We start from the raw sequence: 24,721 nt of genomic DNA, 5'->3' as shown, positions 1-24,721 counted from the left end.
ATGAATTTGAAGATAGGTGATTTGGTACGATTTGTAGAGGAACCCATTGAGGGGCATATTACCTCTATTCAAGCCAACGATGTTATTGGCGTTACAGATGATACGGGTTTTGAGATTCCGGTTTTAAAAACCAAGGTTACACTTGTTCATGGGAATATGAGGATGCCCGAAGACGAGCTAGAAGAAAGTACTTCTACGTCAAACCAGCCGTTCGTCGATAAAGGTATCTTCATAGGCGTAGCAGGCGAACAAAAAAATGGTGTAGCGAAGTTTTACATTATCAATGAAACGTCTTTTGAGCTCTTGGTAAGTGTTTCTGTATTATCTGGAACCAAAGTGACGGGTGTTTTTGGAAACTTGATTCCAACGCATGATTATGCACAGTTCTATATGGCTAATTTTGCAACTGTAGGTAAATGGCCTACGTTTCATATACAGATAATTCAACATAGTAAAACATTACAGCCACGGCAGCAACCGTTGAGTAAAGAATTTCGTGTGAAACCCCTGGATTTAATAAACTCTAAGGAACGTGTGGAGATGTTGAATGATAAGGTGTGGCTGTATGAACTGGATAAAGAAGAAGAGGATATTGGATTGGATAAGTTGAAATCCCATTTTATATCACACCGGCCGAATAAGTGATGAATATCAAGGCCATAAAAAAACCTGCTTTAAATTTTAAAGCAGGTTTTTTATATTTTCCGAGTAAATACTCTGATTATTCTCCTAATTGAACGCGTTTGAAAGCAGTTACAGTCAATCCTTTAGAAACTGTATCTAAGAACTGAGCGATGTTTTTAGAAGAATCTTTTACGAACTCTTGGTTCAATAAAGTGTTCTCTTTGTAGAATTTATTCAATTTACCAGCAGCGATTTTTTCTACCATTTCTTCTGGTTTACCTTCTGCACGGATTTGCTCTTTAGCAATTTCTAATTCGCGCTCGATAGTTTTTGAATCAACACCATCTTTATCGATAGAAACTGGGTTCATTGCAGCGATTTGCATAGCTACATCTTTACCAGCTTCTTCAGCTCCTGCTGCGTCAGCAGAAAGACCTACTAATACACCTAAACGGTAGTTACCGTGGATATAAGAAACTACTTTTTCACCAGTTACGATTTCGAACTTAGAAACGTCGATTTTCTCGCCGATTACACCAGTTTGCTCGATTAAAGCTTCTGAAATAACTTTTCCATCAACTGTTAACGCTTTTAATGCATCCAAAGAAGCTGGAGTGTTAGCTAAAGCTACATCAGCGATTTTATCAGCGAAAGCTACGAAATCAGCATTCTTAGCTACGAAGTCAGTTTCACAGTTAACTTCTACTACGATACCAGTTTTACCATCAGCTGAAGATTTAGCGATGATAACACCTTCGTTAGAATCACGGTCCTGACGGCTAGCAGCTACTTTAGCTCCTTTTTTACGTAGGTAGTCAACAGCAGCTTCGAAATCGCCGTTTGCTTCTACTAGAGCTTTTTTACAATCCATCATACCTGCGCCTGTTTGTTGACGCAATTTGTTTACATCTGATGCAGAAATTTGTACTGACATGATATTTTATTTTTTTTAAAATTACAATTGTAGGATTAACAAAAGTATACTTTGTAAGTAAAGCTATTGTTAATGTTATAAAAAGAAACCGGATAGACGAGTTTGTTTAAGGAAGCTTTTCTTCCAGAAACCAACACTTGTCCATCCGGCTTAATATAGAATTATTATTCTACGTCTTTTGCTTTACGAGTGCGTTTTCCTGGAGCAGCATCTGTTGCTTCACCATTGTCAACTGCTGCTTTAGCTGCAACAGCTTCTTTTTCCGCATCTTCTTCTTTATCGCGTTTACGCTCTTCTAAACCTTCAACGATTGCTTGTCCAATAATTCCTGCGATTAAGCTAATAGATTTAGTAGCGTCATCATTTGCTGGAATTGGGAAATCAATGTTTGTAGGATCAGAGTTTGTATCTACCATTGCAAAAGTAGGAATGTTCAATTTAATAGCTTCAGCTACTGCAATGTGCTCTTTCTTCACGTCGATGATGAATAAAGCTGCTGGTAAACGATTCAAATCAGCGATACCTCCTAAAAGGTTCTCTAATTTGATACGCTCACGCTGAATCATTAATTTTTCCTTTTTAGATAATACATCGTATGTACCATCTTTTTGCATTTTGTCAATAGTAGTCATTTTCTTGATAGACTTACGAACTGTTGCGAAGTTTGTAAGCATACCACCTAACCAACGCTCTGTAACATAAGGCATGTTTACATCCTTAGCTTGTTGTGCGATGATTTCTTTTGCTTGTTTTTTCGTTGCTACGAATAAAACTTTACGACCTGATTTTACGATTTGTTTGATAGCAGAAGCTGCTTCTTCTAATTTCGTAAGAGTCTTGTTTAAATCGATAATGTGAATACCGTTGCGTTCCATGAAAATGTACTTAGCCATTTTCGGGTCCCATTTACGAGTAAGGTGACCAAAGTGAACACCAGCATCCAATAAATCTTGATAAGTAGTTCTTGCCATTTTGTGATCCTCCTTTGATTAACGTTTACTGAATTGGAATCTTCTACGAGCTTTCTTGCGTCCTGGTTTTTTACGCTCAACCATACGGTCATCACGCGTTACTAAACCTTTAGCACGTAAAGCTGGTTTTACTTCTGGGTCTAGCTCAACTAGTGCTTTAGCAATTGCTAAACGTACCGCTTCTGCTTGACCTTTAACTCCGCCACCATGAACGTTAACTTTAACATCAAAATTTGTTAGTGACTCTGCTACTAATAATGATTGAGTAGCAATGTACTGCAAAGGCAATGTTGGGAAATACTCTTTGTAATCTTTACCGTTGATGGTAATGTTTCCGCTACCTGCTCCTAAGTAAATACGAGCAACAGCAGTTTTTCTTCTTCCTGAAGTGTTAGTTGTTGACATAATAATGCTCCTTAGAATTTAACTGGTTTTGGGTTTTGTGCCTCATGTTTGTGCTCACCACCAGCATATACAAATAAATTTCTGTACAACTGACGGCCAAGACGGTTTTTAGGTAACATACCACGTACCGCTTTCTCGATGATGCGCTCAGGATGCTTAGCCATTAATTCTTTCGGAGAAACAAAACGCTGACCACCTGGGTAGCCTGTGTAGCGAACATAAGTTTTGTCGCTTAATTTGTTTCCTGTCATTTTGATTTTGTCCGCATTGATAACAATCACGTTATCACCGCAGTCTACGTGTGGGGTAAATGTAGGCTTGTGTTTTCCACGAATTACTTTCGCAATTTCACTGGCCAAGCGCCCCAAGATCTCGCCCTCAGCGTCAACAACGATCCACTCTTTGTTAACGGTGTTCTTGTTGGCAGAGACAGTTTTGTAACTTAACGTATTCACTTGCTTTTATTTAATTAATTAAACTTGTTATTTTACCAATCGTAATCACTACAATCGGATTGCAAAGGTACAATTTTTATTTCTTAAAACACAAGTACAGTGCGCCTTTTATTTTGGAGTTTATGTTTTTCGTTTTTTAAGAGAATAGATGTGTACCTCCAAATTGGCATGAAAAGTGGCATACCCCTTATAAAGTCTATAGTAGGATGGATAATTTTAACATTTATTAAGGAGTTTGGGATTAAACTTTTTGATACTATTGTACTCTTTTTTTAAGGCAATATGTTACCTTAGTAAAGGTGTTACTATGATTTTGAAGATGGTTTTGAATATGAAAGTGAAAGGTTTGCTAAAAAAAGTATTCGTATTGGGGGTGTTATTGTTTGCAGGAGCTGCAAACGCCCAGCGTGTTGACCCTCCTTATAAGATGCAGTTGGCAAAGGTGGAAGAGCGATTGAAAGTTGGTGACTTTAGGGAAGCTATGGGTGAAATGGAACGTATTACGGCGCAGTACCCGGACGCTGCTGAAGTCTATTATGCGAAAGCTTTATTGTTCGGCCAGACCGGGAATTACGAAGAGGCCTTAGAAAATGCCAAAGCAGCCTATCGGTATGATGCGAATGTTATGCACGCAAACCTATTGGTAGAGCTTTATAAAAGTAAGCAGAACTGGGCAGAGGCGAGTATTATACTAGAGGACCTGAGAGGAAGACATGCAGGGGTTCCTTCTATAGCAAGAGATTTGATTATGTTGTTGTCCAATGCGAAGAAGCTGGATGAGGCTATTGCAGTGTATCACGATGAGGTGGCTCGCGGACATGCCTCGGATACATTGGATGTGGTATTGGCCGATGTTTACGTGATGAATGATCGTTTTAAGGATGCAGAGTCGCTTTTAGAGCCATGGGATGGTAAATCAACATTAAGACATGTATATGGTACATTGGCCTATGTTAATTTGCAAAGTGGTAAGACCAAGCCGGCTATTGCGATTTTAGAGCGAGGAATAAAATATAGTAAAGATCCGGTGTTGTACCTTGATCTTGCAGATGCGTATAAGTCGGATGGTAAAATGAAGATGACTTTCGAGTCGCTAAAGCTTGCATTTGAGTCTAGTCAGGTCGAGTTCGGGGATAAGCATCGCGTGATGTTGAATGTAATGCATCCTGATTTTAAGGGATTCACCTTGGATCAAATTCAAACACTGGCCAATACGTTGGTCTTGGTGCACCCGAGAATAGCAGAGAGTCATGTGGTCAAAGGTGAAGTGTTATGGCGTAAAGGGAATACCGCAGAGGCCCGCTCACTATTTCTTACTGCTGTAGGGATTAATCCTAGGCATGTTGATGCTTGGCGTATGCTAATCAATACTGATTTAGGATTGAATGAGGTCGACGAAGCTATTCGTCACGCAGACGAAGCGATCCGTGCAAACCCCGGTAATGCGATGCTGATGTATTTTTCTGGGTTGGCTTTCATGGTAAAGGAGGATTTTGAAAAGACACGTATTATGTTGGAGATGGCTTTGGATCATAGTGAGGAGGAGAATACCTATTTGAGGTCAATCATCTATAGCGGACTCGGTGATCTGTACCATCAGTTGAAAATGGATGCCGCTTCGGATGTCGCTTATGAAGAAGCCATACAATTGGATAGTACGAATAGTACAGCTATGAATAATTTAGCTTATTACCTCTCTATTCGGAAAAAGGATCTGGATAAGGCGGCAGGTTATGCAAAGAAGGCGAATGAAATAGATGTAAATTCATCTACTTTTCAAGATACCTATGCCTGGGTTCTATTTCAGCAGGGCTCTTATAAAGAGGCTGCCTTTTGGATGGAAAAAGCCATTAAATCTTCTGCATCTCCATCTGCTTTGTTATTCGAACACTATGGCGATATCCTTATACAGCTTGGTAGAGAAAAGGAAGCGGTCAAACAGTGGGAAAAAGCATTGTCTCTTGTCAAAGGTGATAACGTGGACGTAAATAAGATTAAGTTAAAAATAAAAGATAAACGATATGTGGAGTAGGTGTGTTTTGTTGTTGCTAACATTATCTATTGTATTCGGTTGCGGTAGTAAGAAACAAGTGGTCGGTGCGAAAGGTGGAGAAGGAACAGCATACAAGAGTGGAACAGAAGGTTATTTGATTAATAATCTCGATTTTAGTACATTTTCAGGACGAGCAAAATCGAAAATTGAGTTTGATAATGAAAAGCACGATGTGACTTTACATGTCAGGATCCTGCGTGATCGCGAGATATGGATTTCGGTAACTGCAACATTGATTAATTTTGAAGTTGCACGTGTTAAGATCACGCCAGACAGCATACAGATCTTAAATAAAATGAGAAGTGAGTACGTCGCGAAGCGTTTTGATTACGTGCATCGGTATATAGGAGAAGGGGTTTCATTTTTTACGTTGCAGGATCTTTTAATGGCTAATGTGTCGCAGCCTTTGTTGCGGACCGATCAAATTACAGTGGCGAGTGCGTCTAATGAGGTGCAGATTGTTGGAGTAAAAGACCAATTGGCTTTTCAATACAGTTTAAATGAGAAGAATAGGCCTAAGGTATTCCGGTTGAATGTTGTAGGACGTGATGATAACCTAGAGTCCTTCTATAGTAATTTTGCGGTTTCTGGTGGCTATAGTTTTCCACAGAATCAACAGATAAAACTTGGGGCTGGAGGGATGTCGATAAGTGCAATCTTAAATTACAATAAAGTTGATTTCAATCAGGATATAGATACGCCTTTTGCTGTGCCCGCTAAATATAAAATGGTAGAATGATGTGGTGAAGGTGTTAAAAAGTTATTTTTATTAGGCAAGTAGGTGAGATATGTTTATTTTTGGAGGTTATATAAAACGCTAAGTTTAGAAATAGCAATTCATGGTTTTTAAGAAAATATTACTCAGTATATTTATAATTGGCGCATGTGCGCATTTCTCATACGGTCAAAGCAGTGTGGAACTCAAGAAGCAATTGGAAAAAATCAATGCCGATATTTCTGCCTTGAACAAAGAGTTGTCTGCCAAAACCAAAGAAAAGCTCCTTTCCCAAAAGGAGGTTAATGCACTCAGCCGACAGCTGAATTTACGGGAAGATAAAATTACCATCATCAATCGCGAGTTGAGTAACCTCTCTAAGCAGATCAATGACAATACAAAATCGGTAGCAGCACTAAAAGTTGAACTCGAGAAAATGCGTCAAGATTATGAGAAGATGATCATGTTCGCGTTCCGTAACAAGAATGCCTACAACAAGATGATGTTTATTTTTGCTTCCAAGGATTTTAACCAGGCCTTTAAAAGGGTAAAATATTTGCAACAGTTTAATGATGCCCGAAAAATTAAAGCAGCCGAAATCGAGGAAGTGAAAAAAGAGATAGAGCTGAAGATCGCACGTCTGGAAGTAGATAGAAAGACACAGAATGAGCTATTGGCTGAGCAACGAAAAGAAAGAGATGTTATCGCCAAAGACCGTTCGGAGCATCAAGGACAATTAAGCCAGTTGGCAAAAGAGGAAAGGTCATTCCAAGGTCAATTGTCTGCAAAACAACAGGAGCGGAAGAAGTTAAATTCGTTGATAAAAGCCGCAATTGCTAAGGAGGCAGCAGAGGAGAGACGGAGAGCGGAAGAAGCAAGACAGAAAGCAGCCTTGGCTGAGTCGAAAAAAACGGGTAAATCGGTTGAAGACGCGCGGAAGGAAATTGATAAGAGAAAAGGAGCTGACGTTATTGCGAGTACACCTGAAGTCGCAAAATTGTCTGCAAGTTTTCAGGCTAATAGAGGAGGGTTACCTTGGCCTGTAGCGCAGGGTAATATCGTTCGTAACTATGGAAGTGTAGTTGTTGAGCATGGAGTTAGGGACTTCTATGACTATATCCGTATTCGGACAGGAGATGGTGCAGCGGTAAAGTCAGTGTTTTCCGGAACGGTAGTGCAGGTTGTAAGCATGGGAACTTCAGCGGTGGTCGTTAAGCATGGTAATTATTATACCGCTTATTCCAATTTGAAGACAACTTCGGTCAGCAAAGGCCAGTCCGTAAGTACAGGTACCGTAATCGGTACAGCTGCTGGAGATGCCGAAGAAGGGTTTTCATATATTGATTTCAGTGTCTTCCAGGGAGAGACTGTTTTGGATCCATCTGCTTGGATAGCAAGATAGTTACGGGATATTAATTTATTAATATCTATATTTGTAAGAAGGAGTGTTTATTGTAAAAGTATTTTATAAGTATAATAGAACAAAATGTATACATCAAATTTATTATTTATAGGAACCCAAGAGATTATCATTATAGTTGTCTTGGTTCTATTATTGTTTGGAGGGAAGAAGATTCCTGAATTAATGCGTGGCTTGGGACGTGGTGTTAAAGAGTTTAAGGATGGGCAGAAGGAAGAGCCTACCGATCAAAAGAACAATACATCTGATAACACAAGCAATTCTTAATGATTGCTCTTACATAGGAAAAAGGATTTGATCTTCGCTTTGGAGGATTGAATCCCTTTTTTTTTGCAAGTGTTCGCCGTTTAAGGCCATTAAGATTTTTTTTCATGATGTTTTATCTTTTGTATTCGTATTCAAGAGGTCTCCCGATAACAGTGGAATCGGTTCATGTCTGTTGAATATTCAAAAGAATCATGGGAATTTTATTTTGTAAACCTTGCCCACTAGTCGGCTAAAAAACTAGAAAGCATGAAATTTTCTATTACACTGTCAGTCGCTACTGTATTTGTGTTCTCGTGTACGGTAGCTCAGGAAGTTGCGATTGATACCCAAAAAGAAGAGCTCAACAGTTCGATGAATGCCTTTATAGAGCTTCAGCAAAAGCAATTGGCATCTCATCTCGATTCAATCAAGGAAAATATAGATCCTAATCTGGAAGTCTCCCCCGAAGACCTGGGAATATTGAGAAGGTTGAAGTCTATCTCAAAGGAGGTGCCCTTGGAATTCAACTCACAGGTGAGGAGCTATATTAGTAAATATGCCTCTCAGAACTACAGGCCCTATATGAATAGGTTGTTAGGGTTGAGCCAGCATTATTTTTCAATATATGAAGCTGTCTTTGAAGAAGCTAAAATACCTGAGGAGATCAAATATCTTTCCTTAGTCGAGTCCTCATTAAATCCTCATTTGGTTTCTACTTCAGGTGCGGTTGGCCCCTGGCAGTTTATGTATGCTACCGCCAAGTTCTATGACTTGGAGATGAATAGTAACATTGATGAGCGGAAAGACGCTTATGCGGCGAGCTATGCCGTCGCTCGATATATTAATGAGGCGCATACACAGTTTAACGATTGGCTACTCGCTTTGGCTTCTTATAATTGTGGAAGAGGTTGTGTGCAGCGCGCGATACAGCGATCAGGATTCACAAATCCTTCCTTTTGGGAGCTAGCCCCATTCCTTCCTAAAGAGACGCAAAATTATATTCCCAAGTATATCGCGATGACCTATGTTCTTTCGAATGCTGACTATTATGGAATAGAGGCAGAAGCTACGGAATTACAAATGGAGAGCAAGTTGATTATGGTGGATAAGAGGATTGCTTTGGCAAATGTAGCAGAAGCTGTCGGGGTGTCTTTAGATCAGTTGAAGAAGTATAATCCGGCATTCAAGCAAAATATAGTGATAGGCTCAGTTGAGAAGCCACGACGTCTATTGTTACCTCTTACCGAAAATACAAATGATAGCCTTTTGTATTCAGCTTTAAACGACGTTGTACTGCCTCAGCAGTCAGGTCGAAATGAAGAAGTAGAAACAAAGCTGGCTGTTCAGGGGCAAAAGAAATATAAAGTTAAAAACGGTGAAACCTTGGTTAGTGTATCCCGTAAGCTGGGAGTTCCGGTTCAGGACCTTGTAGCTTGGAATGGATTGTCGTCTAAGAGCAAGGTTGTAGGACGCGTTTTGATTGTAGAGAAACCTGTTGATTCCCGTTTGGCGGAGAATGTTAAGACTGCGACCGCTAAAAGAAAAAATACGAATGTGGTCTATACGGTGCAAAGAGGAGATTCCCTGGATCGAATAGCCAATAAATTTTCGGGGAGTTCGGTTTCCAAACTGAAAGCCGACAATGGTTTAAAAAGTGATATGATTAAGCCAGGAATGAAACTTAAGATAAATAAAGGCTAGGGATGAAAAAGGTGCTGCTTAGTAAAGCCAGGCAGCATCTTCTTCATTATCGATTTCTTTTAGTCTGACCTCAACATGCTCTTTCAGAATTGTAGATAGTTTTACACCGTAAAAGTCGCTAAATATAGGGAACTTATGGTGGCTTCTATCAATGAGCACTGCCGTCCGCATTTTCTTTAATGGTACATTGATAAAGGCTCCTAGGGCATAGGCTAATGTACGGCCACTGTTAAGCACATCATCAACAATGATGACCGCTTTGTCTTTAGCCATTTCAACAGGTTGGTCTGTGCTGGCTTCCAGATTTCTTTTACTCTTTTCTATATTGACCTTAATAAGTTCTATTTCTTTTTCAGGCGCTATTTCTTGAAGTATGTTTTGTAGGCGTTGCGCAAAAATATACCCTCGGTCAGCAATTCCAACGAGTACTACCGCTTTTTCTTCAAAGTTGTCTTCTAGGATCTGATAAGCGATGCGACGGGATTTTTGCTGTATCTGCTGCTTGTTTAATATAAGAGTTTTCTTTGTTGACATGATGATTATTTGACTACGCTAATTTAGTGAAATTAGGAGAGAAGTTCTATATAATACGCGTGAAAATTATTTAATGCGGGATGAATAAAAAAAGCCTAGATGGATTCCATCTAGGCTTTCTATATTGTTCAAATAGTAACAAAGTCTATTTGTTGTCTTCTTTGTAGTTTGACACATCCGCTGTCATAATCCTATCTTCGTCTTTTTTAGGCCTTCCTCCGTTATAGTAATAACGCTGCCAGTAAGCTTCATTAAGACTACTTACCATTACACCTTTACTCGAGGATGCATGTGCAAATTTGTCGTCTCCTAGATAGACGCCTACATGTGTTATACTTTTACTTCTGATTTTGAAAAAAACTAAATCTCCTGCTTGAAGGTCGCTTTTTCTGATGGGAGTTACATTGTCATATTGATTCCTGCTATTGTATCCGATTGTGGTATTGAATACGTTTTCATAAACAGCCAAAGAGAACTTGGAACAGTCTATGCCTTTTTTGGAATCTCCGCCTAGTCGGTAGGGAGTACCTAACCAATCGTAGACGAACTGATAAAGTTTTGTGCTTGTTGTAGTATTAATAGCTACACCCATAATCTGAGAAAAGTACTCTTTTGTAAGATTGTCCTGATCTCCTGTTTTACTTTTGTTTGTTGTTTGTGCGTGCGACACTAGACAAAAGCCTATAAATAGCATACTCGCTATTATCTTTTTTGTTTTCATTAAATCGCTTTATTTAATTACAACTTTCCTTCCGTAGATGCATATCTACACATCGACATCAACGAAGATAGGGTATTATGGTTGCGGTTCCAAACTATTTTACATTTTTTTAACAAAACTTTAACTTTTTAATTCACCTAAATGCTTGTAATACAAGGTGTATTATGTTTTGCCTTCCATGTGTATTGTAAAATGTTATTTCTAATATATTAACGAGTCGGTGTATTTGATTACCAACTTGGATTCGATAGAGATAATGGGATAATATTTCTATTTTATTAAAATAAATTTGCATTTGTTGATATAGTTGTATTATCTTTATTGAAAATTTACAAAAGAGATGTTTTTAAGCACTATTATTTCAACAACTATTATTACCACCGGGATAGATTCTGGAGGAGGTAGTTCTATGGTGAAATGATTAAGCGCAGCGAATATATAGAGCCTTCCTCCAGAAAAGAGGAAGGCTTTTTTTTTGAACTATTTTAACACAAACTAATATAAAACTAAATGAAGGTATTAAAATTTGGAGGGACTTCGGTAGGTACAAAAGAGAGTATCCAAGGGGTGTTGGCAATCGTTAAGGAATCTTTTGATAAAGGAGAAAAGCCACTTGTTGTTTTGTCTGCAATGTCGGGGGTAACGAACTTGCTGACCCAAATGGCGGAACATGCTGCTGAAGGAAAACCGTTTGATGAGAATCTGAAAGTGCTGGAGGAAAAGCATTTTGATGTTGTAAAGAGCCTTATCGCGGTCAAATTCCAAAATCCGGTATTTACCAAGTTAAAGCTTATGCTCAACGACCTGGATGAAATCCTACAAGGCGTCTTTGCTTTGAGAGAGTTGAGTATGCAGAGCAAAGACCTGATTGTTTCTTTTGGCGAGCGCTTTTCAAATTATCTGGTTTCTAAGATTATGGAGCAATATATACCGGAGTCCGAGTATATCAATGCTTCTCACTATGTCAAGACAGACTCCAATTTTGGAAATGCCCACATCAATGAAGAGTTGACGACACAACTTATTCAGGCTTTGTCTTATACCCATGCAGACAAATTATTATTTGTTACCGGTTTTATAGGATCCAACGATAAGGGACGTGTGACGACATTGGGGCGTGGAGGCTCCGATTATACTGCTGCCATCTTTGGGTCTGTCCTAGGGGCTTCTATTATCGAAATATGGACCGATGTAAATGGAATGATGACAGCTGATCCGCGGATCGTTAAAAAAGCATTTTCGTTGCCTATACTATCTTACACAGAAGCAATGGAACTCTCATACTTTGGCGCCAAGGTAATCTACCCGCCGACGATGATTCCCGCATTTCTGAAAAAAATACCTATTGCTATCCGTAATACCTTCGAACCGCATTTGGCAGGGACAGTTATTCAATTTGAATCGGATAAGTCTAGTTATCCTATAAAAGGTATATCTTCTATTTCAGATATATCTATTATCAATCTTACAGGAAGTGGAATGATTGGCAAGTCTGGATTTTCCGGGCGACTTTTTACGATGTTGGCAAGAGAGCAGATCAATGTGATCCTAATCACGCAATCATCCTCTGAGCATAGTATAACATTTGCGGTCAATCCACAGGATGCAGCGAAAGCATTGCAATTGATCGCCGTTGAATTTGAATTGGAGCTTGATGCCAATAAGCTTATCATGCCTGAGTTGGAAGAAAATCTTTCTGTCTTGGCTATAGTGGGTGAAAATATGAAGCGTACTCCGGGTATATCGGGAAGGTTGTTTCATGCATTGGGGCGGAATGGTATAAATGTACGCGCTATCGCTCAAGGTTCGTCTGAATTTAATATATCGGTTATTATTTCAAAAGATGACCTTGCCAAGGCGTTGAATGCTGTGCACGATGCGTTCTTTGCCGAGTTGAAAAAGACCTTACATGTCTTTAACTTAGGTACAGGCAATATCGGCGCTACATTATTTAAGCAGCTTCATGAGCAACACGACTTTCTACTGGACAATAATGATATCGAAGTAAAGGTCGTTGGGATTTCTAACTCCCGGAAAATGCTCTTTAACGAAGCGGGAATTAATTTAGAAGGCTGGCAAGAGGATTTGGAAGGCAATGGTGAGATAGCAGATTTATCAGGTTTTATGGAAAGAATGCGAGCGATGAATCTGCCGAATTGTGTTTTTATTGATAATACAGCGAGCAAGTTGCCTGCTACCTATTATGAAGACATCTTTAAGTCCAATATATCTATCGTAACATGTAATAAGATCGCTAATTCGGGCGATTATGCACAGTATCGTTCGTTGAGAGACACGGCGCGCTTACACGGCGTTGACTTTTTCTATGAAACCAATGTAGGAGCCGGGCTACCTATTGTACGTGTTTTAAAAGACCTGATGATGAGCGGGGATCGGATTTTAAAGATAGAAGCAATTCTGTCGGGGACGATCTCTTATATCTTTAATAATTTCGTTGGCGATGCTTCTTTCTATGAAGTTGTGAAAAAGGCACAGGAGTTGGGTTATACAGAGCCTGACCCACGTGATGATCTGGGAGGAGTAGATTTTATGCGTAAAATGTTGATTTTGGCAAGAGATGGAGATCATGTAATCGAAGCATCTGATGTCGATTTAGGTGCTATCCTGCCTGAGTCCTGTTTGCAGGCGGCCTCTGTTGATGAGTTTTATGCCGAATTATTGAAAGCTGACCAGTATTTTAATGCGTTGAAGGATAAAGCGGCGAGCGAAAATAAAGTAATCCGTTACATCGGTACATTGGAAGATGGTAAAGTAAAGATCTCTTTACAGATGGTCGATAGCTCACACCCTTTCTTTGCACTATCCGGTAGTGATAATATCATCTCGTTTACAACGGAGCGGTATAAAGAACGTCCGCTGGTCGTGAAGGGGCCTGGAGCCGGAGCAGAAGTAACAGCAGGAGGCGTATTTGCCGATTTAATTAATGTCGGTGCCAGGTAAGCCGTTACATAAGAATTTGATTCAGTTTAACAGTCGAGTTATGAACGAAATAAAATTAGATAAGAAAGTAAACTTTGATAATATAAAAGATAAGGTTCGGGTTTTTGCGCCTGCTACCGTGGCAAATATGATCTGTGGTTTTGATATCCTGGGCTTTGCTGTCAATGAACCTGGCGATGAGGTCAAGATGTATCGCGTAGCCGAACCAGGGGTCCGTATCCGTTCGATAGCGGGGGATGACGGACGCTTGCCTCTGGATGCCGACCGTAATACGGTGAGTGCTTGTGTGAAGATGCTGTTGCGGGATCTGGGAGTTGCAGATACCGTTGGTGTGGAGATTGAACTTATCAAGCATATGCCAATAGGTTCTGGTTTAGGCTCTAGCTCTGCGAGCACCGTTGCTGGTCTGTATGCTATTAATGTTTTGTTGGGAACACCTCTTACGAAGGAAGAGTTAATGCCCTACTGTGTAGAAGGGGAGCGCCTGGCGTGTGGACATGGACATGCTGATAATGTTGCACCAGCATTAATGGGGGGAGTCACGTTGATTCGAGGACAGGAAGCACTGGACGTTATAAAGCTTCCGGTACCCGGAGATCTCTATGCAGGAATTGTATTTCCACAGGTCGATGTACCGACACGGGATGCCCGCCAGCTCATAAAAGATAAGGTGCTATTGAAAGAAGCTGTAGTGCAATGGGGCAATATCGCAGGGTTGATTGCGGGCCTTTTTCAAAATGATTATGATTTGATAGGTCGCAGTATGCAGGATGTCTTGATCGAACCTACACGCGCTATTTTGATTCCTGAATTCTATGAGATGAAGCGGATCGCCCTAGAATGTGGAGCGTTAAGCTTCGGGATATCGGGATCTGGACCGTCGGTCGTAGCCATCTCTAGAGGAGAAGATATCGCTCGTGTAGCGACAACTAAGATAAAAGAACACCTGTCGTCAAAAGAAATCGATAGCTATCAGTATGTGTCTGCTGTTAATGTCGAAGGGCCTCGACTGTTGGAGTTTGACAACGTATAGAAAAGCCCAAAACTAACTAATGACCATTGAAAATTATATAGATATGAAATACTCATGTTTAGCGGAGCATAAACAGTCATGAGTATTCCATGTGACAGATAACAGTCAAATTATATAGATATGAAACTTTATAGCACAAATAATAAAGCATTGCGTGTTTCTTTTCAAGAAGCCGTTTTCAACGCTCTCCCTCAGGATAAGGGATTGTATATGCCAGAAGTCATCCCACAATTAGATCCTTTTTTTATCCAGAATATACAACAGTATTCACTTCAGGAGATCGCGTTGACGGTGGCCTCAGCATTGATCGGTGATGATATCCCCAAGGCTGACTTGAAGAAGATTGTAGATGATGCCATTAATTTTGATGCCCCTGTCAAATTCTTGAATGCGGAGACGGCTGTTTTGGAATTGTTCCATGGACCTTCTTATGCTTTCAAAGATTTTGGAGCTCGTTTTATGAGTCGGGTCATGGGGTATTTTTCTCAAAAAGGTGATCAGCTCTTGGATGTATTGGTAGCGACATCAGGAGATACCGGTGGAGCAGTGGCTTTAGGCTTTTTAGGAGTTGAAGGAACGCGTGTCACGATTTTGTACCCTAAGGGAAAAGTATCTAAGGTACAGGAGGAACAGTTGACTACTAACGGGCAGAATATTAGAGCTCTGGAAGTAGATGGTACATTTGATGACTGTCAGGCTTTGGTGAAAGAGGCTTTTAATGATACCGAACTTAATAGTGTGTTGCGTCTCACATCAGCAAACTCAATCAATATCTCCCGATTGATTCCTCAGACATTCTACTACTTCTGGGCTTATGCGCAATTGAAAGCTCAGGGGATTTCTGAAGTCGTATTTACAGTGCCTAGTGGCAATTTTGGAAATATCGGTGCTGGGTTATTGGCCTATAAAATGGGACTTCCGGTAACGCATTTTGTCGCAGGGACAAATGTAAATGATACCGTTCCCCGTTTTCTTCGTTCGGGTAGTTATGAACCCAAGCCTTCCGTACAAACACTAGCCAATGCTATGGATGTAGGTAATCCAAGTAACTGGGTCAGAATACAAGATATGTTTGACGGAGATTTAGAACACCTTCGAGGTATGATATCTTCGTATACCTATGATGATGTTGCAACTGAACAAGCGATGAAAGAGCTGTATGAAAAATATAATTACATAGCTTGCCCTCATACTGCGATAGCTTATCTGGCATCGGAGGCGTATCGTAGAGATACACCGGGGACCTACGCTTCGGTATTTTTATCAACGGCACACCCTTGTAAATTTCCAGACGCAATAGACGAAGCGGTATTTGCCAAAGTAACTCTTCCTAAGGGAGCAGTAGATTTGTCCAATAAACCTAAGCTTGCGACGGATTTAAAAGTCAGCTATGAAGATTTTAAAGCCTATTTGCTCGCTAGTAGATAGGCTGAGCGTCCTATATCCGAAAAGAGCAGTATCCGATAGGAACTGCTCTTTTTTTTGTGTAGTTTGGAATAAAATTTTGAAAAAGTTTAAAATAAATAATATTGTTTGCTTCTTCAGTTTTATTTTTGTGCGATGAATAAGATAATCTTACAAAAAGGTAAAGATAAAGCTGCTTGGCAATTACACCCTTGGGTGTTTTCTGGAGCGATAGGCAAAATAAATGGTCGGGTGCAACCAGGAGAGGTTGTAGCCGTATACAACATAGAAGAGGAGTTCATTGCCTATGGCGTCTATAATAATACATCGCGCGTTGCAGTCCGTTTGTTGGAATGGAATCCGGCGAATGAGATTAATGAAGACTGGTGGAGGCTACGGGTAAGAAAGTCCATTCAGAATAGAAAACATTTGTTGACGGCAGATAATGATGCGGTTCGTTTGATTTTTGCAGAAGCTGATTTTTTACCTGGACTGATTGCGGATAAATATGCAGACTATATTTCTATTCAGGTTCATTCGGCAGGGATAGAACAGGTCAAAGGACTTATCGTTGATGAATTGGTGAACCTCCTGCAACCTAAGGGAATTTACGAAAGAAGTGATTTGAAATCCAGAGAATATGAAGGGCTACCGGATAGTAATGGGGTGTTGTGGGGCGAATTACCTCCAGATTTTGTTGAAATCTTAGAGAATGGAATCCATTATAAAGTAAATATCATTGATGGTCAGAAATCAGGGTTTTACTGCGATCAGCGTGAAAACCGTTTTTTGACGGCTCAATACGTCAAAGGCAAGCGGATGCTGGATTGCTTCTGTTATTCGGGTGGCTTTACTTTAAATGCTTTTCGGGCGGGGGCTGATGAAGTTGTCTCTGTTGACAGTTCTGCGTTGGCGATAGACACCTTAAAGGAAAATGTGAAGTATAATGGTTTTGATGAGACAAAACATGTAGCGGTTCAGTCTGATGTAAATAAGTATTTGCGTCAATTGGGAGAAGGTGGAGAAAAGTTTGATGTAATTGTGCTAGATCCACCAAAGTACGCACCCTCCAGATCGACTTTAGAAAAAGCTTCGAGAGCTTATAAGGATTTGAATCGTAGGGGATTGATGTTGTTGGAGAGTGGTGGTCTATTAGCAACTTTTTCTTGCTCTGGAGCAATGGATATTGAGACCTTTAAACAAGTTATAGCTTGGGCTGCTTTGGATGCAGGTAAAGAAATCCAATTTATTAGACAGTTTTCGCAACCGGAGGATCATCCCGTTCGTGCTTCTTTCTCCGAAGGTGAATACCTGAAGGGGTTATTGGTGCGTGTATTGTAAGAAAGCAAGTTGAAATGTTGTGATAAGAAAGTCGGCAGAAAGACGATTCCTTATCACAACATTATATTATTACCACCGGATCAATGCCGATCCCCAAGTAAAGCCTGCTCCAAATGCGGCTAGGCAAATCAAATCGCCTTCTTTGATCCGGCCCTCTTCCCAAGCTTCTGAAAGCGCTATTGGTACGGATGCAGCAGTTGTATTGCCGTATTTTTGAATATTATTGAATACCTTATCATCCGCTAATCCCAATGTTTTCTGTACAAACTGTGATATACGGAGATTGGCTTGATGCGGTACCAGAAGGTCTATATCGGCAGGTGCTAACCCGTTTTTGGCTAAAGCTTCACCGATGACTTCCGGAAATTTTACTACTGCCTTTTTGAAAACGGCCTGACCATCCATATACGGAAAAGCACTTCCATCTTCTAGCATTTTAGGAGTCACGAACATTCCTCCCAGTTCCTGATCGGGCCATTCTGGTCTGTTTTCTAAGCCTTTTCCTCCCGATGCTCCAGGGTAATACATCGCTAGTTTTTCGGCATCCGCACCATCCGAGTGGAGGTGGGTACTCAAGATGCCTTTACCCGTTTCAGTTGTTGGTTGCAGTACGGCGGCACCCGCTCCATCACCAAATATAACGGATACGGCACGGCCTCGTGTCGAAAAGTCCAAAGCAAAAGAATGTTTTTCTGAACCGACCACCAGTATGTTTTTATACATTCCTGTTTTTATAAATTGATCCGCTATAGACAATGCGTAGACAAAGCCCGAACACTGGTTACGGATGTCTAATGCTCCGATTTCTCCCATACCCATTTCCCTTTGGAGCAGTACGCCACAGCCTGGGAAATAATAATCTGGAGATAGGGTGGCAAATATGATGAAGTCGATGTCTTTAGCTGTTGTTTTTGCCCGCTCTATAGCGATCTTGGCTGCTTCAATAGCCATTGATGTCGTCGTTTCCTCCAGACGGTCGGCATACCGTCTTTCCTTGATGCCGGTACGTTCTTGGATCCACTCGTCAGTGGTATCCATGAATCGGGTGAGGTCATTGTTGGTATACACATTTTTAGGAACATAGTGTCCTATGCCTGCTATTTTAGATTGGAACATGATCTTGTAATTCTAGTCGTTAATAATCCAATTGTTTTCAACCCATCCGCTGATTAGGATGACCTTTTATTCAAAGAGGTCCGTCCATAGGGAGGAAATTACTACAAAATTACGGTTTTTTTGAAAAATACACTACTTTTGCGCTATGGGTGTAGAAACCGCACAAGAAACCTTTACGCTTGAAGAAATATTAGCTTCTGTAAAAGAAAGCCATAAGCTTATTCTTTGGAATGATGATATCAATACGTTTGATCACGTGATCTATTGTCTGATCCATCATTTGCAATATACAGAACCACAGGCCGAGCGTATTGCTTGGAAGGTGCACACTGAAGGTAAATGCGCTGTGTTAGAAGGACCTTATGTAGAGCTGGAGATCTATCGGAAGATATTGAAGGCAGAAGGTCTTACCGTTTCGGTGGAGTAGCTTTTGCTTGGTAATAATACAGTTACGATAGTCCCTTATTCTGTTTTATTCTCCATTTTTGTGGCTTACGAACTCAATCTAAGCTATGCAACTTAAATTACTATTTACCCTATTTTTTGCTCTTCCTTTATTCATATATGCGCAGCAAGGCCAGTTTAAAGTCACTGTCGTAGAAGAGTCGACCAAAGAGCCTGTTCTTGGAGCCAGTGTCTCGTTGTTGCACGCTGTTTCAAAGGCCTCTGTAAAGGGACGGCAGACGGATGGTAACGGAGTCGCTTCTATTGATGGGCTACCTGCCGGTACTTATCTCGTAAAGGTCAGTTTTGTAGGAATGCTTGATTATGAACGGGAAGGTGTGGTAATCGCTGCTAATAAGACAAATGATATCGGTGTTGTATCCCTTTTTGAGAGTGGTCGTCAGCTGGACGAGATTGTGGTAAAGGGGCGTCTGCCCGAATTGCAGTTGGGAATCGATAAAAAGGTGTTTGATGTCTCCCAAAGTATTGTTAGTGTAGGTGGTACGGCGCAGGATTTACTAGCCAATGTTCCCACCTTACAGGTGGATATGGATGGTTCTGTGAGTTTGAGAGGGTCTAACAGCGTTCGTATTTTGATAGATGGCAAAGAGTCTGCTATGGCAGGTTCTGATGTTAATAAATTGCTTCAGTCGTTACCAGCTGATGCCGTTGCTAAGGTAGAAATCATTACGAACCCCTCGGCAAAGTATGATGCGGAAGGACAATCCGGAATTATCAATATCGTCTTGAAGAAGAATGTCCGCACTGGGTTTAATGGGGTGGCAAATGCTTCTGTCGGTAGTTACGATAATTATAATGCGGGGGTTACGTTGAATTATAGAGACCGGAAGTTTAATTATTTTGGAGGATATAATTATAGAAATGGCCGTAATGTAGGCGAGGGTGGCGTACGTACGGTACAGCTGTTTGACGGTTTGCAACAGGATAACAGTGAAATCACCGAATCGAACTCAGAAACATTCCGAAAGGGAATAAATAATTCTTTTCGTTTAGGAACGGATTATTATGCTAATGAAAAGACGACGATTAGCGTAGGAGCCAATTTGAGTTTGAGGGATAATAAAAGAGGCGAAGATATTTTTTACAACTATTATAACCGCCCCGATTATGGTAGTTCCAGTTCCCGTGAATCCAGACAGAAAGAAGAGGACCTGGGATACGATGTCAGTTTTGATTTTAAGCGTACTCTACGTAAGGAAGGAGAGGAGTTGACGGCTAATGTAACTTATGGCTACGACAAGGAGGATGGTACGAATGACTATATACAGCGCTACGATGAGACTTCTACTATCTCCGAAAGTAGACGAAAAAATGCAACTAATGAAAGTGGCCGGAATTGGAATTTTCAACTGGATTATGTTTTGCCATTAGGCGAGAACCATAAATTCGAAGCCGGCTATCGTACGATATTGCGCTCGTCGGATGAAGGGCAACGTTCGGATAAATTAGTAGGAGGAGTGTTTGAACCTGATTATGGGGTAAACAATGATTTTAATATGAAATCGGGTGTTCATGCATTGTACGCTAACTATCAGCGTATGTTATCTCAACGGGTAGGGCTACAATTAGGAGTGCGTGCGGAGGATGCTTTTCTAAATACGACTATCCGTAGTTATGACCCATCTCTCATTAATAAAGGTACAGATGTGACGCCAGGCAAGCTCGATTACTTTCGAGTATATCCGAGTTTGTTTTTAACTTATGATGTTAACGCGGATGGTGATAAGGTACAGCTGAGTTATTCTAGACGGGTACAGCGTCCAAGGGGCTGGCAAGTCAATCCTTTCGTGGATTTATCGGACGAGACGAACTTTAGACAAGGTAATCCGGAGTTGATGCCTGAAGATATCCATGCTGTAGAGATGAGTTTTGCGAAGTTTTATTCGGGGTGGAATTTCCTTGCTTCGGCATACTACCGCCGTATAAACGATGTGACGCAACCGTTTCAGTATGATCAAAATGACCCGATAGCAGCTATTTATTTGGCTGATAATCCCAATGCTACTTTTATGCGTTGGGAAAACATAGGCTCCAGAAATAATGCCGGGTTTGAGGTCGTGTCTAAGGTGAATATTTTTCCCTGGTGGGATATAACCAGCAATGGAAATGTTTTCTATTTTAAAATAGAACCGAATGAAGGGTATAATGTTCGTTCTTCTGACGGACTCTCTTGGAATGCAAATCTAACGACAAACCTTAAATTGGCAAAATTGACCTCTCTTCAATTGCGTGGCGATTACCGTGCTCCAATGAACAGTTTGCAGGGACGGACGAAAGCCATGAAGGGGGTAGATCTAGCTTTAAAGCAAGACGTGTTGAAGGGGAAAGGCAGTGTCACGTTTAATGTTCGTGATTTATTTGATTCTAGACAGTTTGGTGGCGATAGTTATTTACCTTCTCAGTATTCGGACCGGTACTTTAGATGGTCTAAGCGTACATTTACGCTTGGCTTCTCTTACCGTTTCGGAGTACAGGATTTGACCAAAGGCAGAAAGAAAAATGAAGACATGCCTTCCGATGAAAACATGGGCGGTTATTAGGTTTTTCTTTTAAACTACTAAGTGTAGGAATTACATTAAGTATTTGTATATTTATTGGTAGAATTTTGATTATAGATTTGAACCTGAATAGTTTTCGATGACTTTTGGGTAATTCAACGACCGTAAATAAAAAATATTTTAATGAAACTATCATGGTTTATTCGATCATAGGAGAGAATGAATCTGATAGCTTCTTCACAAATGAAAAACAAATTTAACCAGATGAAATATCCATGTAGCACAGACTGCACAAACACGAATGAATATACTTTGGATATTCCATATGGCAACTGGAAATCAAATTATATACATATGAAAACTAGCTTTATTTCAGCTTGCTTAATGATGGGGATGTTTTCCTTTTCAGCAGCACACGCGCAAGGCAAAAAGAGCTTCGAGGCTGTCGCTCCGACCTATGAATTGATGAACCTGCCAAAGGTAGATTTGGCAAAGTTCAAGAAGAACAAAAATGGAGCCTACGTGATATTTGATGGTAGTTCCCTAGAGGGGTGGCGAGGGTATAATAAGACCAATGTTCCTAATAAATGGGCTATAGAGGATGGTGCACTTAAGTTTTCTAAAAAACCTAGTGTCGATAAGCCTGAAGGTGGTGATCTAATTTTTGCGCACGATTTCAAGAATTTTGAACTGGAGTTTGAATGGAAGATATCTGAAGCGGGCAATTCCGGTGTGTTTTTTCTAGCCAAAGAGGTTAAAGGTCAACCGATTTATATATCAAGCCCAGAATATCAAATTCTGGACAACGAGAAGCATCCAGACGCCAGCAAGGGTGTTGATGGAAATAGAAAGTCTGCATCACTCTATGATATGATTCCCGCAAAGCCTCAGAATGCAAAGGCGGTAGGAGCGTGGAATAAATCGAAAATCATCGTTCAAGGAGAGAAAGTTCAACATTTTCAGAATGGTAAGAAGGTCGTAGAGTATACGATCAGAACCCCTGAATGGAATAAGTTATTGCAATCGAGTAAGTTTAGTCAAGATAAGTGGCCTCTAGCTTTTGAATTACTTTCTAAAGTGGGCGCTGAACCGGGTGTGATTGGTTTTCAGGATCATGGAGACGATGTCTGGTATCGTAATGTGACCGTTAAGGTGCTGCCTTAATGCGTGTGCTTATGGTGAGATGGAGAGTCGTAATTGTATGTGCTTTCCTCTGTTCGGTCTGTTTACTCAATGTGTTGGCGCAGAGCGAACGAACGTTTTATCCTGTAGGGTCTGAGGTTCTAAAGGGAAGGGCCAAAGAAATGCGGAATGAAACTTCGCTTGGCCGCCTCCCAAGTCGATTACAGAGCCAGGTTCGAGGTGCTGTCTGGAATTTGGGACAGAATGCCGCTGGAGTATATGTGGACTTTCGTACCGATGCTGATACTATAGTCGTGCGCTATGCCGTATCCGGAGGTCTGAGCATGCCACATATGCCGACTACAGGGGTTAGTGGCGTCGATTTATACCTGAAAGAAGCCAATACATGGCGCTGGGCATACGGAAGTTACCAATTCAAAGATACGATACAGTATACCTTTAGTAATATCGGCAATAATAAAACTGGAATATATCGTTTATACCTGCCGTTGTATAATACGGTAAAGTGGCTTGAAATAGGTGTAGACAAATCGCAACAGTTTTCTTTTGTGAATAACAAAGAAAAGACGGCTCCTATCGTAGTTTACGGAACTTCTATCGCACAGGGTGCCTGTGTGTCGCGACCTGGTATGGCCTGGACAAATATCGTGGGACGTTCTTTGGATAAGGAGGTTATCAATCTGGCTTTTTCAGGAAATGGACGATTGGAACAACCTGTGTTAGATTTGATTGCTCAGGAAGAGGCTGCGGTATATGTTTTAGATTGTCTTCCTAATCTAGCGATCACTCCTCAACGTAGCGAGAAGCAATTGGATTCCTTGATTGTGGGAGCTGTCAAAACCATTCGGATAAAACACCCAACAGCTCCAATTATTCTCACCGGGCACAGCTCGGCATTTACCCCGGGGTTTATGAATAAAGGTACGCTAGAGGAGTATGAAAAGTCTACAGAAGTAGGAAAAGCTACTTTTGATCGCTTAATAAAAGAAGGGAATAAAAATCTATATTGGTTAGATAGTCGAACCATTGCTTTGGATGTCAACTCTACCGTAGATTATGCCCATCCCAATGATTATGGCATGGATAAAATAGCACAAGCCTATATACGGTTGTTTAAAAAAGTATTAAAATAGGGGAGGGGTTAATCTTCCCCCCTTTTAAAAAATATGCTGTAACTCCTTGAGGTCTCTGATCATATAGTTTACGTCTGTGGGTTTATCTGCCCCAGTACTGTTAAAATATATTGCTTCTAGACCGGCGTTTTGTGCTCCCCGCACATCTGCATCAATATTGTCTCCAATCATAATAGAAGTCGTTTTTTCAGCCTCTCCGTTACTTATGGCATGGTCAAAGATACGCGGATCGGGTTTGTTGACTCCAAATACCTCGGATATAACGATTGTTTTGAAGTAGTCGGCTAGATGGCTGTGTTTTAATTTAAGTTCACAAGCTTCTTTAAATCCGTTCGATATGAGGTGGAGGTTGTATTTGCCTTGTAGGTAGGTGAGTGTCTCATGTGCATTTGGGAATAGGTTTGTCTTTGTAGGACAGAGCTTGAGGTATTCTTCTTCAAAGGCAACAGGGAATAGCTCTGGATCGACACCAAGTTGTGTAAAGGTGTCTGCAAATCTTAATTTTCTTAACGTAGGCTTGTCTATTTTACCATGATGGTATAAGGCCCATACGCGGTGATTGTTCTGCGTGTAGGTTTCAATAAATAAGTCTGCACGGCCACTCCCAAAAAGTCGGTCAAATTGAAACGTGGTATAGAGTTCTTGTAACGTCTCTTCAGCATTTTTGTCAAAATCCCAGATGGTATGATCTAGGTCGAAAAATATGTCTTTTTTTTGCTTGAACATATACAAACCTACGTAAATTCGATATTGTAAACAATATAATCCTATCCCCCTCTTTTTCTTATTAGTGTCATAAAACACGGGCTATTTTATTATGCACCTATATTTACTTATTTTTGCTGAAA

Annotated in this window: 22 protein-coding genes; 14 read left to right on the top strand and 8 right to left on the bottom strand. The window is 40.6% G+C overall.

Going from position 1 to position 24,721, the window contains the following annotated elements:
* Complete coding sequence (locus tag JKG64_RS15250) at window positions 1-645, top strand: hypothetical protein (protein WP_210355186.1); 645 nt, start codon at window positions 1-3, stop codon at window positions 643-645.
* 76 nt (window positions 646-721) lie between these two features.
* On the opposite strand, the gene tsf is transcribed toward JKG64_RS15250, so the two are convergent.
* From tsf to rplM, 4 genes are all read right to left on the bottom strand, one after another.
* Window positions 722-1,558 (bottom strand): translation elongation factor Ts, encoded by an 837-nt coding sequence (gene tsf / locus JKG64_RS15245; protein ID WP_210355185.1) that lies wholly within the window; start codon window positions 1,556-1,558, stop codon window positions 722-724.
* A 164-nt stretch (window positions 1,559-1,722) separates the two neighbouring features.
* Window positions 1,723-2,529, bottom strand: coding sequence for a 30S ribosomal protein S2 (gene rpsB, locus JKG64_RS15240; protein WP_210355184.1), 807 nt, complete (start codon window positions 2,527-2,529; stop codon window positions 1,723-1,725).
* Window positions 2,530-2,547: 18 nt separating this feature from the next.
* Window positions 2,548-2,934 (bottom strand): 30S ribosomal protein S9, encoded by a 387-nt coding sequence (gene rpsI / locus JKG64_RS15235; RefSeq protein ID WP_021068909.1) that lies wholly within the window; start codon window positions 2,932-2,934, stop codon window positions 2,548-2,550.
* An 11-nt stretch (window positions 2,935-2,945) separates the two neighbouring features.
* Window positions 2,946-3,389 carry a 50S ribosomal protein L13 gene (rplM, locus tag JKG64_RS15230; RefSeq protein WP_210355183.1) on the bottom strand — a complete coding sequence of 148 codons (444 nt, stop codon included), beginning with the start codon at window positions 3,387-3,389 and terminating at the stop codon, window positions 2,946-2,948.
* A 331-nt stretch (window positions 3,390-3,720) separates the two neighbouring features.
* Here rplM and JKG64_RS15225 point away from each other — a divergent pair, with 331 nt between their 5' ends.
* From JKG64_RS15225 to JKG64_RS15205, 5 genes are all read left to right on the top strand, one after another.
* Window positions 3,721-5,421, top strand: coding sequence for a tetratricopeptide repeat protein (locus tag JKG64_RS15225; RefSeq protein ID WP_210355182.1), 1,701 nt, complete (start codon window positions 3,721-3,723; stop codon window positions 5,419-5,421).
* Complete coding sequence (locus tag JKG64_RS15220) at window positions 5,411-6,181, top strand: DUF4292 domain-containing protein (RefSeq protein WP_210355181.1); 771 nt, start codon at window positions 5,411-5,413, stop codon at window positions 6,179-6,181. Before JKG64_RS15225 ends, JKG64_RS15220 begins: the two co-directional genes overlap by 11 nt.
* A gap of 100 nt (window positions 6,182-6,281) precedes the next feature.
* On the top strand, window positions 6,282-7,559 hold the full coding sequence (locus JKG64_RS15215) for a murein hydrolase activator EnvC family protein (RefSeq protein WP_210355180.1): 1,278 nt from the start codon (window positions 6,282-6,284) through the stop codon (window positions 7,557-7,559).
* A gap of 84 nt (window positions 7,560-7,643) precedes the next feature.
* Complete coding sequence (locus JKG64_RS15210) at window positions 7,644-7,844, top strand: twin-arginine translocase TatA/TatE family subunit (RefSeq protein WP_021068914.1); 201 nt, start codon at window positions 7,644-7,646, stop codon at window positions 7,842-7,844.
* Window positions 7,845-8,090: 246 nt separating this feature from the next.
* Window positions 8,091-9,524, top strand: a complete 1,434-nt coding sequence (locus JKG64_RS15205; RefSeq protein WP_210355179.1) for a lytic transglycosylase domain-containing protein — start codon at window positions 8,091-8,093, stop codon at window positions 9,522-9,524.
* An 18-nt stretch (window positions 9,525-9,542) separates the two neighbouring features.
* On the opposite strand, the gene JKG64_RS15200 is transcribed toward JKG64_RS15205, so the two are convergent.
* On the bottom strand, window positions 9,543-10,058 hold the full coding sequence (locus JKG64_RS15200; RefSeq protein ID WP_210355178.1) for a phosphoribosyltransferase family protein: 516 nt from the start codon (window positions 10,056-10,058) through the stop codon (window positions 9,543-9,545).
* Between the two features lie 145 nt (window positions 10,059-10,203).
* Window positions 10,204-10,779, bottom strand: a complete 576-nt coding sequence (locus tag JKG64_RS15195) for a C40 family peptidase (protein WP_210355177.1) — start codon at window positions 10,777-10,779, stop codon at window positions 10,204-10,206.
* Between the two features lie 510 nt (window positions 10,780-11,289).
* Here JKG64_RS15195 and thrA point away from each other — a divergent pair.
* The 4 genes from thrA (at window position 11,290) to JKG64_RS15175 (ending at window position 17,518) form a co-directional block, all read left to right on the top strand.
* On the top strand, window positions 11,290-13,740 hold the full coding sequence (gene thrA, locus JKG64_RS15190; protein WP_210355176.1) for a bifunctional aspartate kinase/homoserine dehydrogenase I: 2,451 nt from the start codon (window positions 11,290-11,292) through the stop codon (window positions 13,738-13,740).
* A 40-nt stretch (window positions 13,741-13,780) separates the two neighbouring features.
* Window positions 13,781-14,773, top strand: coding sequence for a homoserine kinase (locus tag JKG64_RS15185; RefSeq protein WP_210355175.1), 993 nt, complete (start codon window positions 13,781-13,783; stop codon window positions 14,771-14,773).
* 120 nt (window positions 14,774-14,893) lie between these two features.
* Window positions 14,894-16,201 (top strand): threonine synthase, encoded by a 1,308-nt coding sequence (thrC, locus tag JKG64_RS15180; RefSeq protein ID WP_210355174.1) that lies wholly within the window; start codon window positions 14,894-14,896, stop codon window positions 16,199-16,201.
* 132 nt (window positions 16,202-16,333) lie between these two features.
* Window positions 16,334-17,518, top strand: coding sequence for a class I SAM-dependent rRNA methyltransferase (locus tag JKG64_RS15175; RefSeq protein WP_210355173.1), 1,185 nt, complete (start codon window positions 16,334-16,336; stop codon window positions 17,516-17,518).
* Window positions 17,519-17,587: 69 nt separating this feature from the next.
* Here JKG64_RS15175 and JKG64_RS15170 read toward each other — a convergent pair whose 3' ends face one another.
* Window positions 17,588-18,634, bottom strand: coding sequence for a 3-oxoacyl-ACP synthase III family protein (locus JKG64_RS15170; RefSeq protein WP_021068922.1), 1,047 nt, complete (start codon window positions 18,632-18,634; stop codon window positions 17,588-17,590).
* 145 nt (window positions 18,635-18,779) lie between these two features.
* Here JKG64_RS15170 and JKG64_RS15165 point away from each other — a divergent pair, with 145 nt between their 5' ends.
* From JKG64_RS15165 to JKG64_RS15150, 4 genes are all read left to right on the top strand, one after another.
* Window positions 18,780-19,061: an ATP-dependent Clp protease adaptor ClpS gene (locus JKG64_RS15165; RefSeq protein WP_210355172.1), complete on the top strand. Its 282-nt coding sequence runs from the start codon at window positions 18,780-18,782 to the stop codon at window positions 19,059-19,061.
* 85 nt (window positions 19,062-19,146) lie between these two features.
* Window positions 19,147-21,639 carry a TonB-dependent receptor domain-containing protein gene (locus JKG64_RS15160; RefSeq protein WP_210355171.1) on the top strand — a complete coding sequence of 831 codons (2,493 nt, stop codon included), beginning with the start codon at window positions 19,147-19,149 and terminating at the stop codon, window positions 21,637-21,639.
* Window positions 21,640-21,840: 201 nt separating this feature from the next.
* Window positions 21,841-22,761 (top strand): 3-keto-disaccharide hydrolase, encoded by a 921-nt coding sequence (locus JKG64_RS15155; RefSeq protein WP_246512622.1) that lies wholly within the window; start codon window positions 21,841-21,843, stop codon window positions 22,759-22,761.
* Window positions 22,762-22,772: 11 nt separating this feature from the next.
* The gene (locus JKG64_RS15150) at window positions 22,773-23,873 is read left to right on the top strand and encodes an SGNH/GDSL hydrolase family protein (protein ID WP_210355170.1); all 1,101 of its coding nucleotides are present in this window, start codon (window positions 22,773-22,775) and stop codon (window positions 23,871-23,873) included.
* Window positions 23,874-23,897: 24 nt separating this feature from the next.
* Here JKG64_RS15150 and JKG64_RS15145 read toward each other — a convergent pair whose 3' ends face one another.
* Window positions 23,898-24,599, bottom strand: coding sequence for a YjjG family noncanonical pyrimidine nucleotidase (locus JKG64_RS15145; protein WP_210355169.1), 702 nt, complete (start codon window positions 24,597-24,599; stop codon window positions 23,898-23,900).
* Window positions 24,600-24,721: the final 122 nt, after the last annotated feature.

Origin of the sequence: Sphingobacterium tabacisoli, assembly GCF_017908035.1 — a bacterium.
Classification (GTDB): Bacteria; Bacteroidota; Bacteroidia; order Sphingobacteriales; family Sphingobacteriaceae; genus Sphingobacterium; species Sphingobacterium tabacisoli.
The sequence above is the reverse complement of the archived record's forward strand: the minus strand, read 5'-3'. Positions and strand labels throughout refer to the sequence as shown.

Coding starts and splice junctions, on each gene's coding strand:
- JKG64_RS15250 (WP_210355186.1), top strand. CDS start 1: ATGAATTTGAAGATAGGTGATTTGGTACGATTTGTAGAGGAACCCATT.
- tsf (WP_210355185.1), bottom strand. CDS start 1,558: ATGTCAGTACAAATTTCTGCATCAGATGTAAACAAATTGCGTCAACAA.
- rpsB (WP_210355184.1), bottom strand. CDS start 2,529: ATGGCAAGAACTACTTATCAAGATTTATTGGATGCTGGTGTTCACTTT.
- rpsI (WP_021068909.1), bottom strand. CDS start 2,934: ATGTCAACAACTAACACTTCAGGAAGAAGAAAAACTGCTGTTGCTCGT.
- JKG64_RS15225 (WP_210355182.1), top strand. CDS start 3,721: ATGAAAGTGAAAGGTTTGCTAAAAAAAGTATTCGTATTGGGGGTGTTA.
- JKG64_RS15220 (WP_210355181.1), top strand. CDS start 5,411: ATGTGGAGTAGGTGTGTTTTGTTGTTGCTAACATTATCTATTGTATTC.
- JKG64_RS15215 (WP_210355180.1), top strand. CDS start 6,282: ATGGTTTTTAAGAAAATATTACTCAGTATATTTATAATTGGCGCATGT.
- JKG64_RS15210 (WP_021068914.1), top strand. CDS start 7,644: ATGTATACATCAAATTTATTATTTATAGGAACCCAAGAGATTATCATT.
- JKG64_RS15205 (WP_210355179.1), top strand. CDS start 8,091: ATGAAATTTTCTATTACACTGTCAGTCGCTACTGTATTTGTGTTCTCG.
- JKG64_RS15200 (WP_210355178.1), bottom strand. CDS start 10,058: ATGTCAACAAAGAAAACTCTTATATTAAACAAGCAGCAGATACAGCAA.
- JKG64_RS15195 (WP_210355177.1), bottom strand. CDS start 10,779: ATGAAAACAAAAAAGATAATAGCGAGTATGCTATTTATAGGCTTTTGT.
- thrA (WP_210355176.1), top strand. CDS start 11,290: ATGAAGGTATTAAAATTTGGAGGGACTTCGGTAGGTACAAAAGAGAGT.
- JKG64_RS15185 (WP_210355175.1), top strand. CDS start 13,781: ATGAACGAAATAAAATTAGATAAGAAAGTAAACTTTGATAATATAAAA.
- thrC (WP_210355174.1), top strand. CDS start 14,894: ATGAAACTTTATAGCACAAATAATAAAGCATTGCGTGTTTCTTTTCAA.
- JKG64_RS15175 (WP_210355173.1), top strand. CDS start 16,334: ATGAATAAGATAATCTTACAAAAAGGTAAAGATAAAGCTGCTTGGCAA.
- JKG64_RS15170 (WP_021068922.1), bottom strand. CDS start 18,634: ATGTTCCAATCTAAAATAGCAGGCATAGGACACTATGTTCCTAAAAAT.
- JKG64_RS15165 (WP_210355172.1), top strand. CDS start 18,780: ATGGGTGTAGAAACCGCACAAGAAACCTTTACGCTTGAAGAAATATTA.
- JKG64_RS15160 (WP_210355171.1), top strand. CDS start 19,147: ATGCAACTTAAATTACTATTTACCCTATTTTTTGCTCTTCCTTTATTC.
- JKG64_RS15155 (WP_246512622.1), top strand. CDS start 21,841: ATGAAAAACAAATTTAACCAGATGAAATATCCATGTAGCACAGACTGC.
- JKG64_RS15150 (WP_210355170.1), top strand. CDS start 22,773: ATGGTGAGATGGAGAGTCGTAATTGTATGTGCTTTCCTCTGTTCGGTC.
- JKG64_RS15145 (WP_210355169.1), bottom strand. CDS start 24,599: ATGTTCAAGCAAAAAAAAGACATATTTTTCGACCTAGATCATACCATC.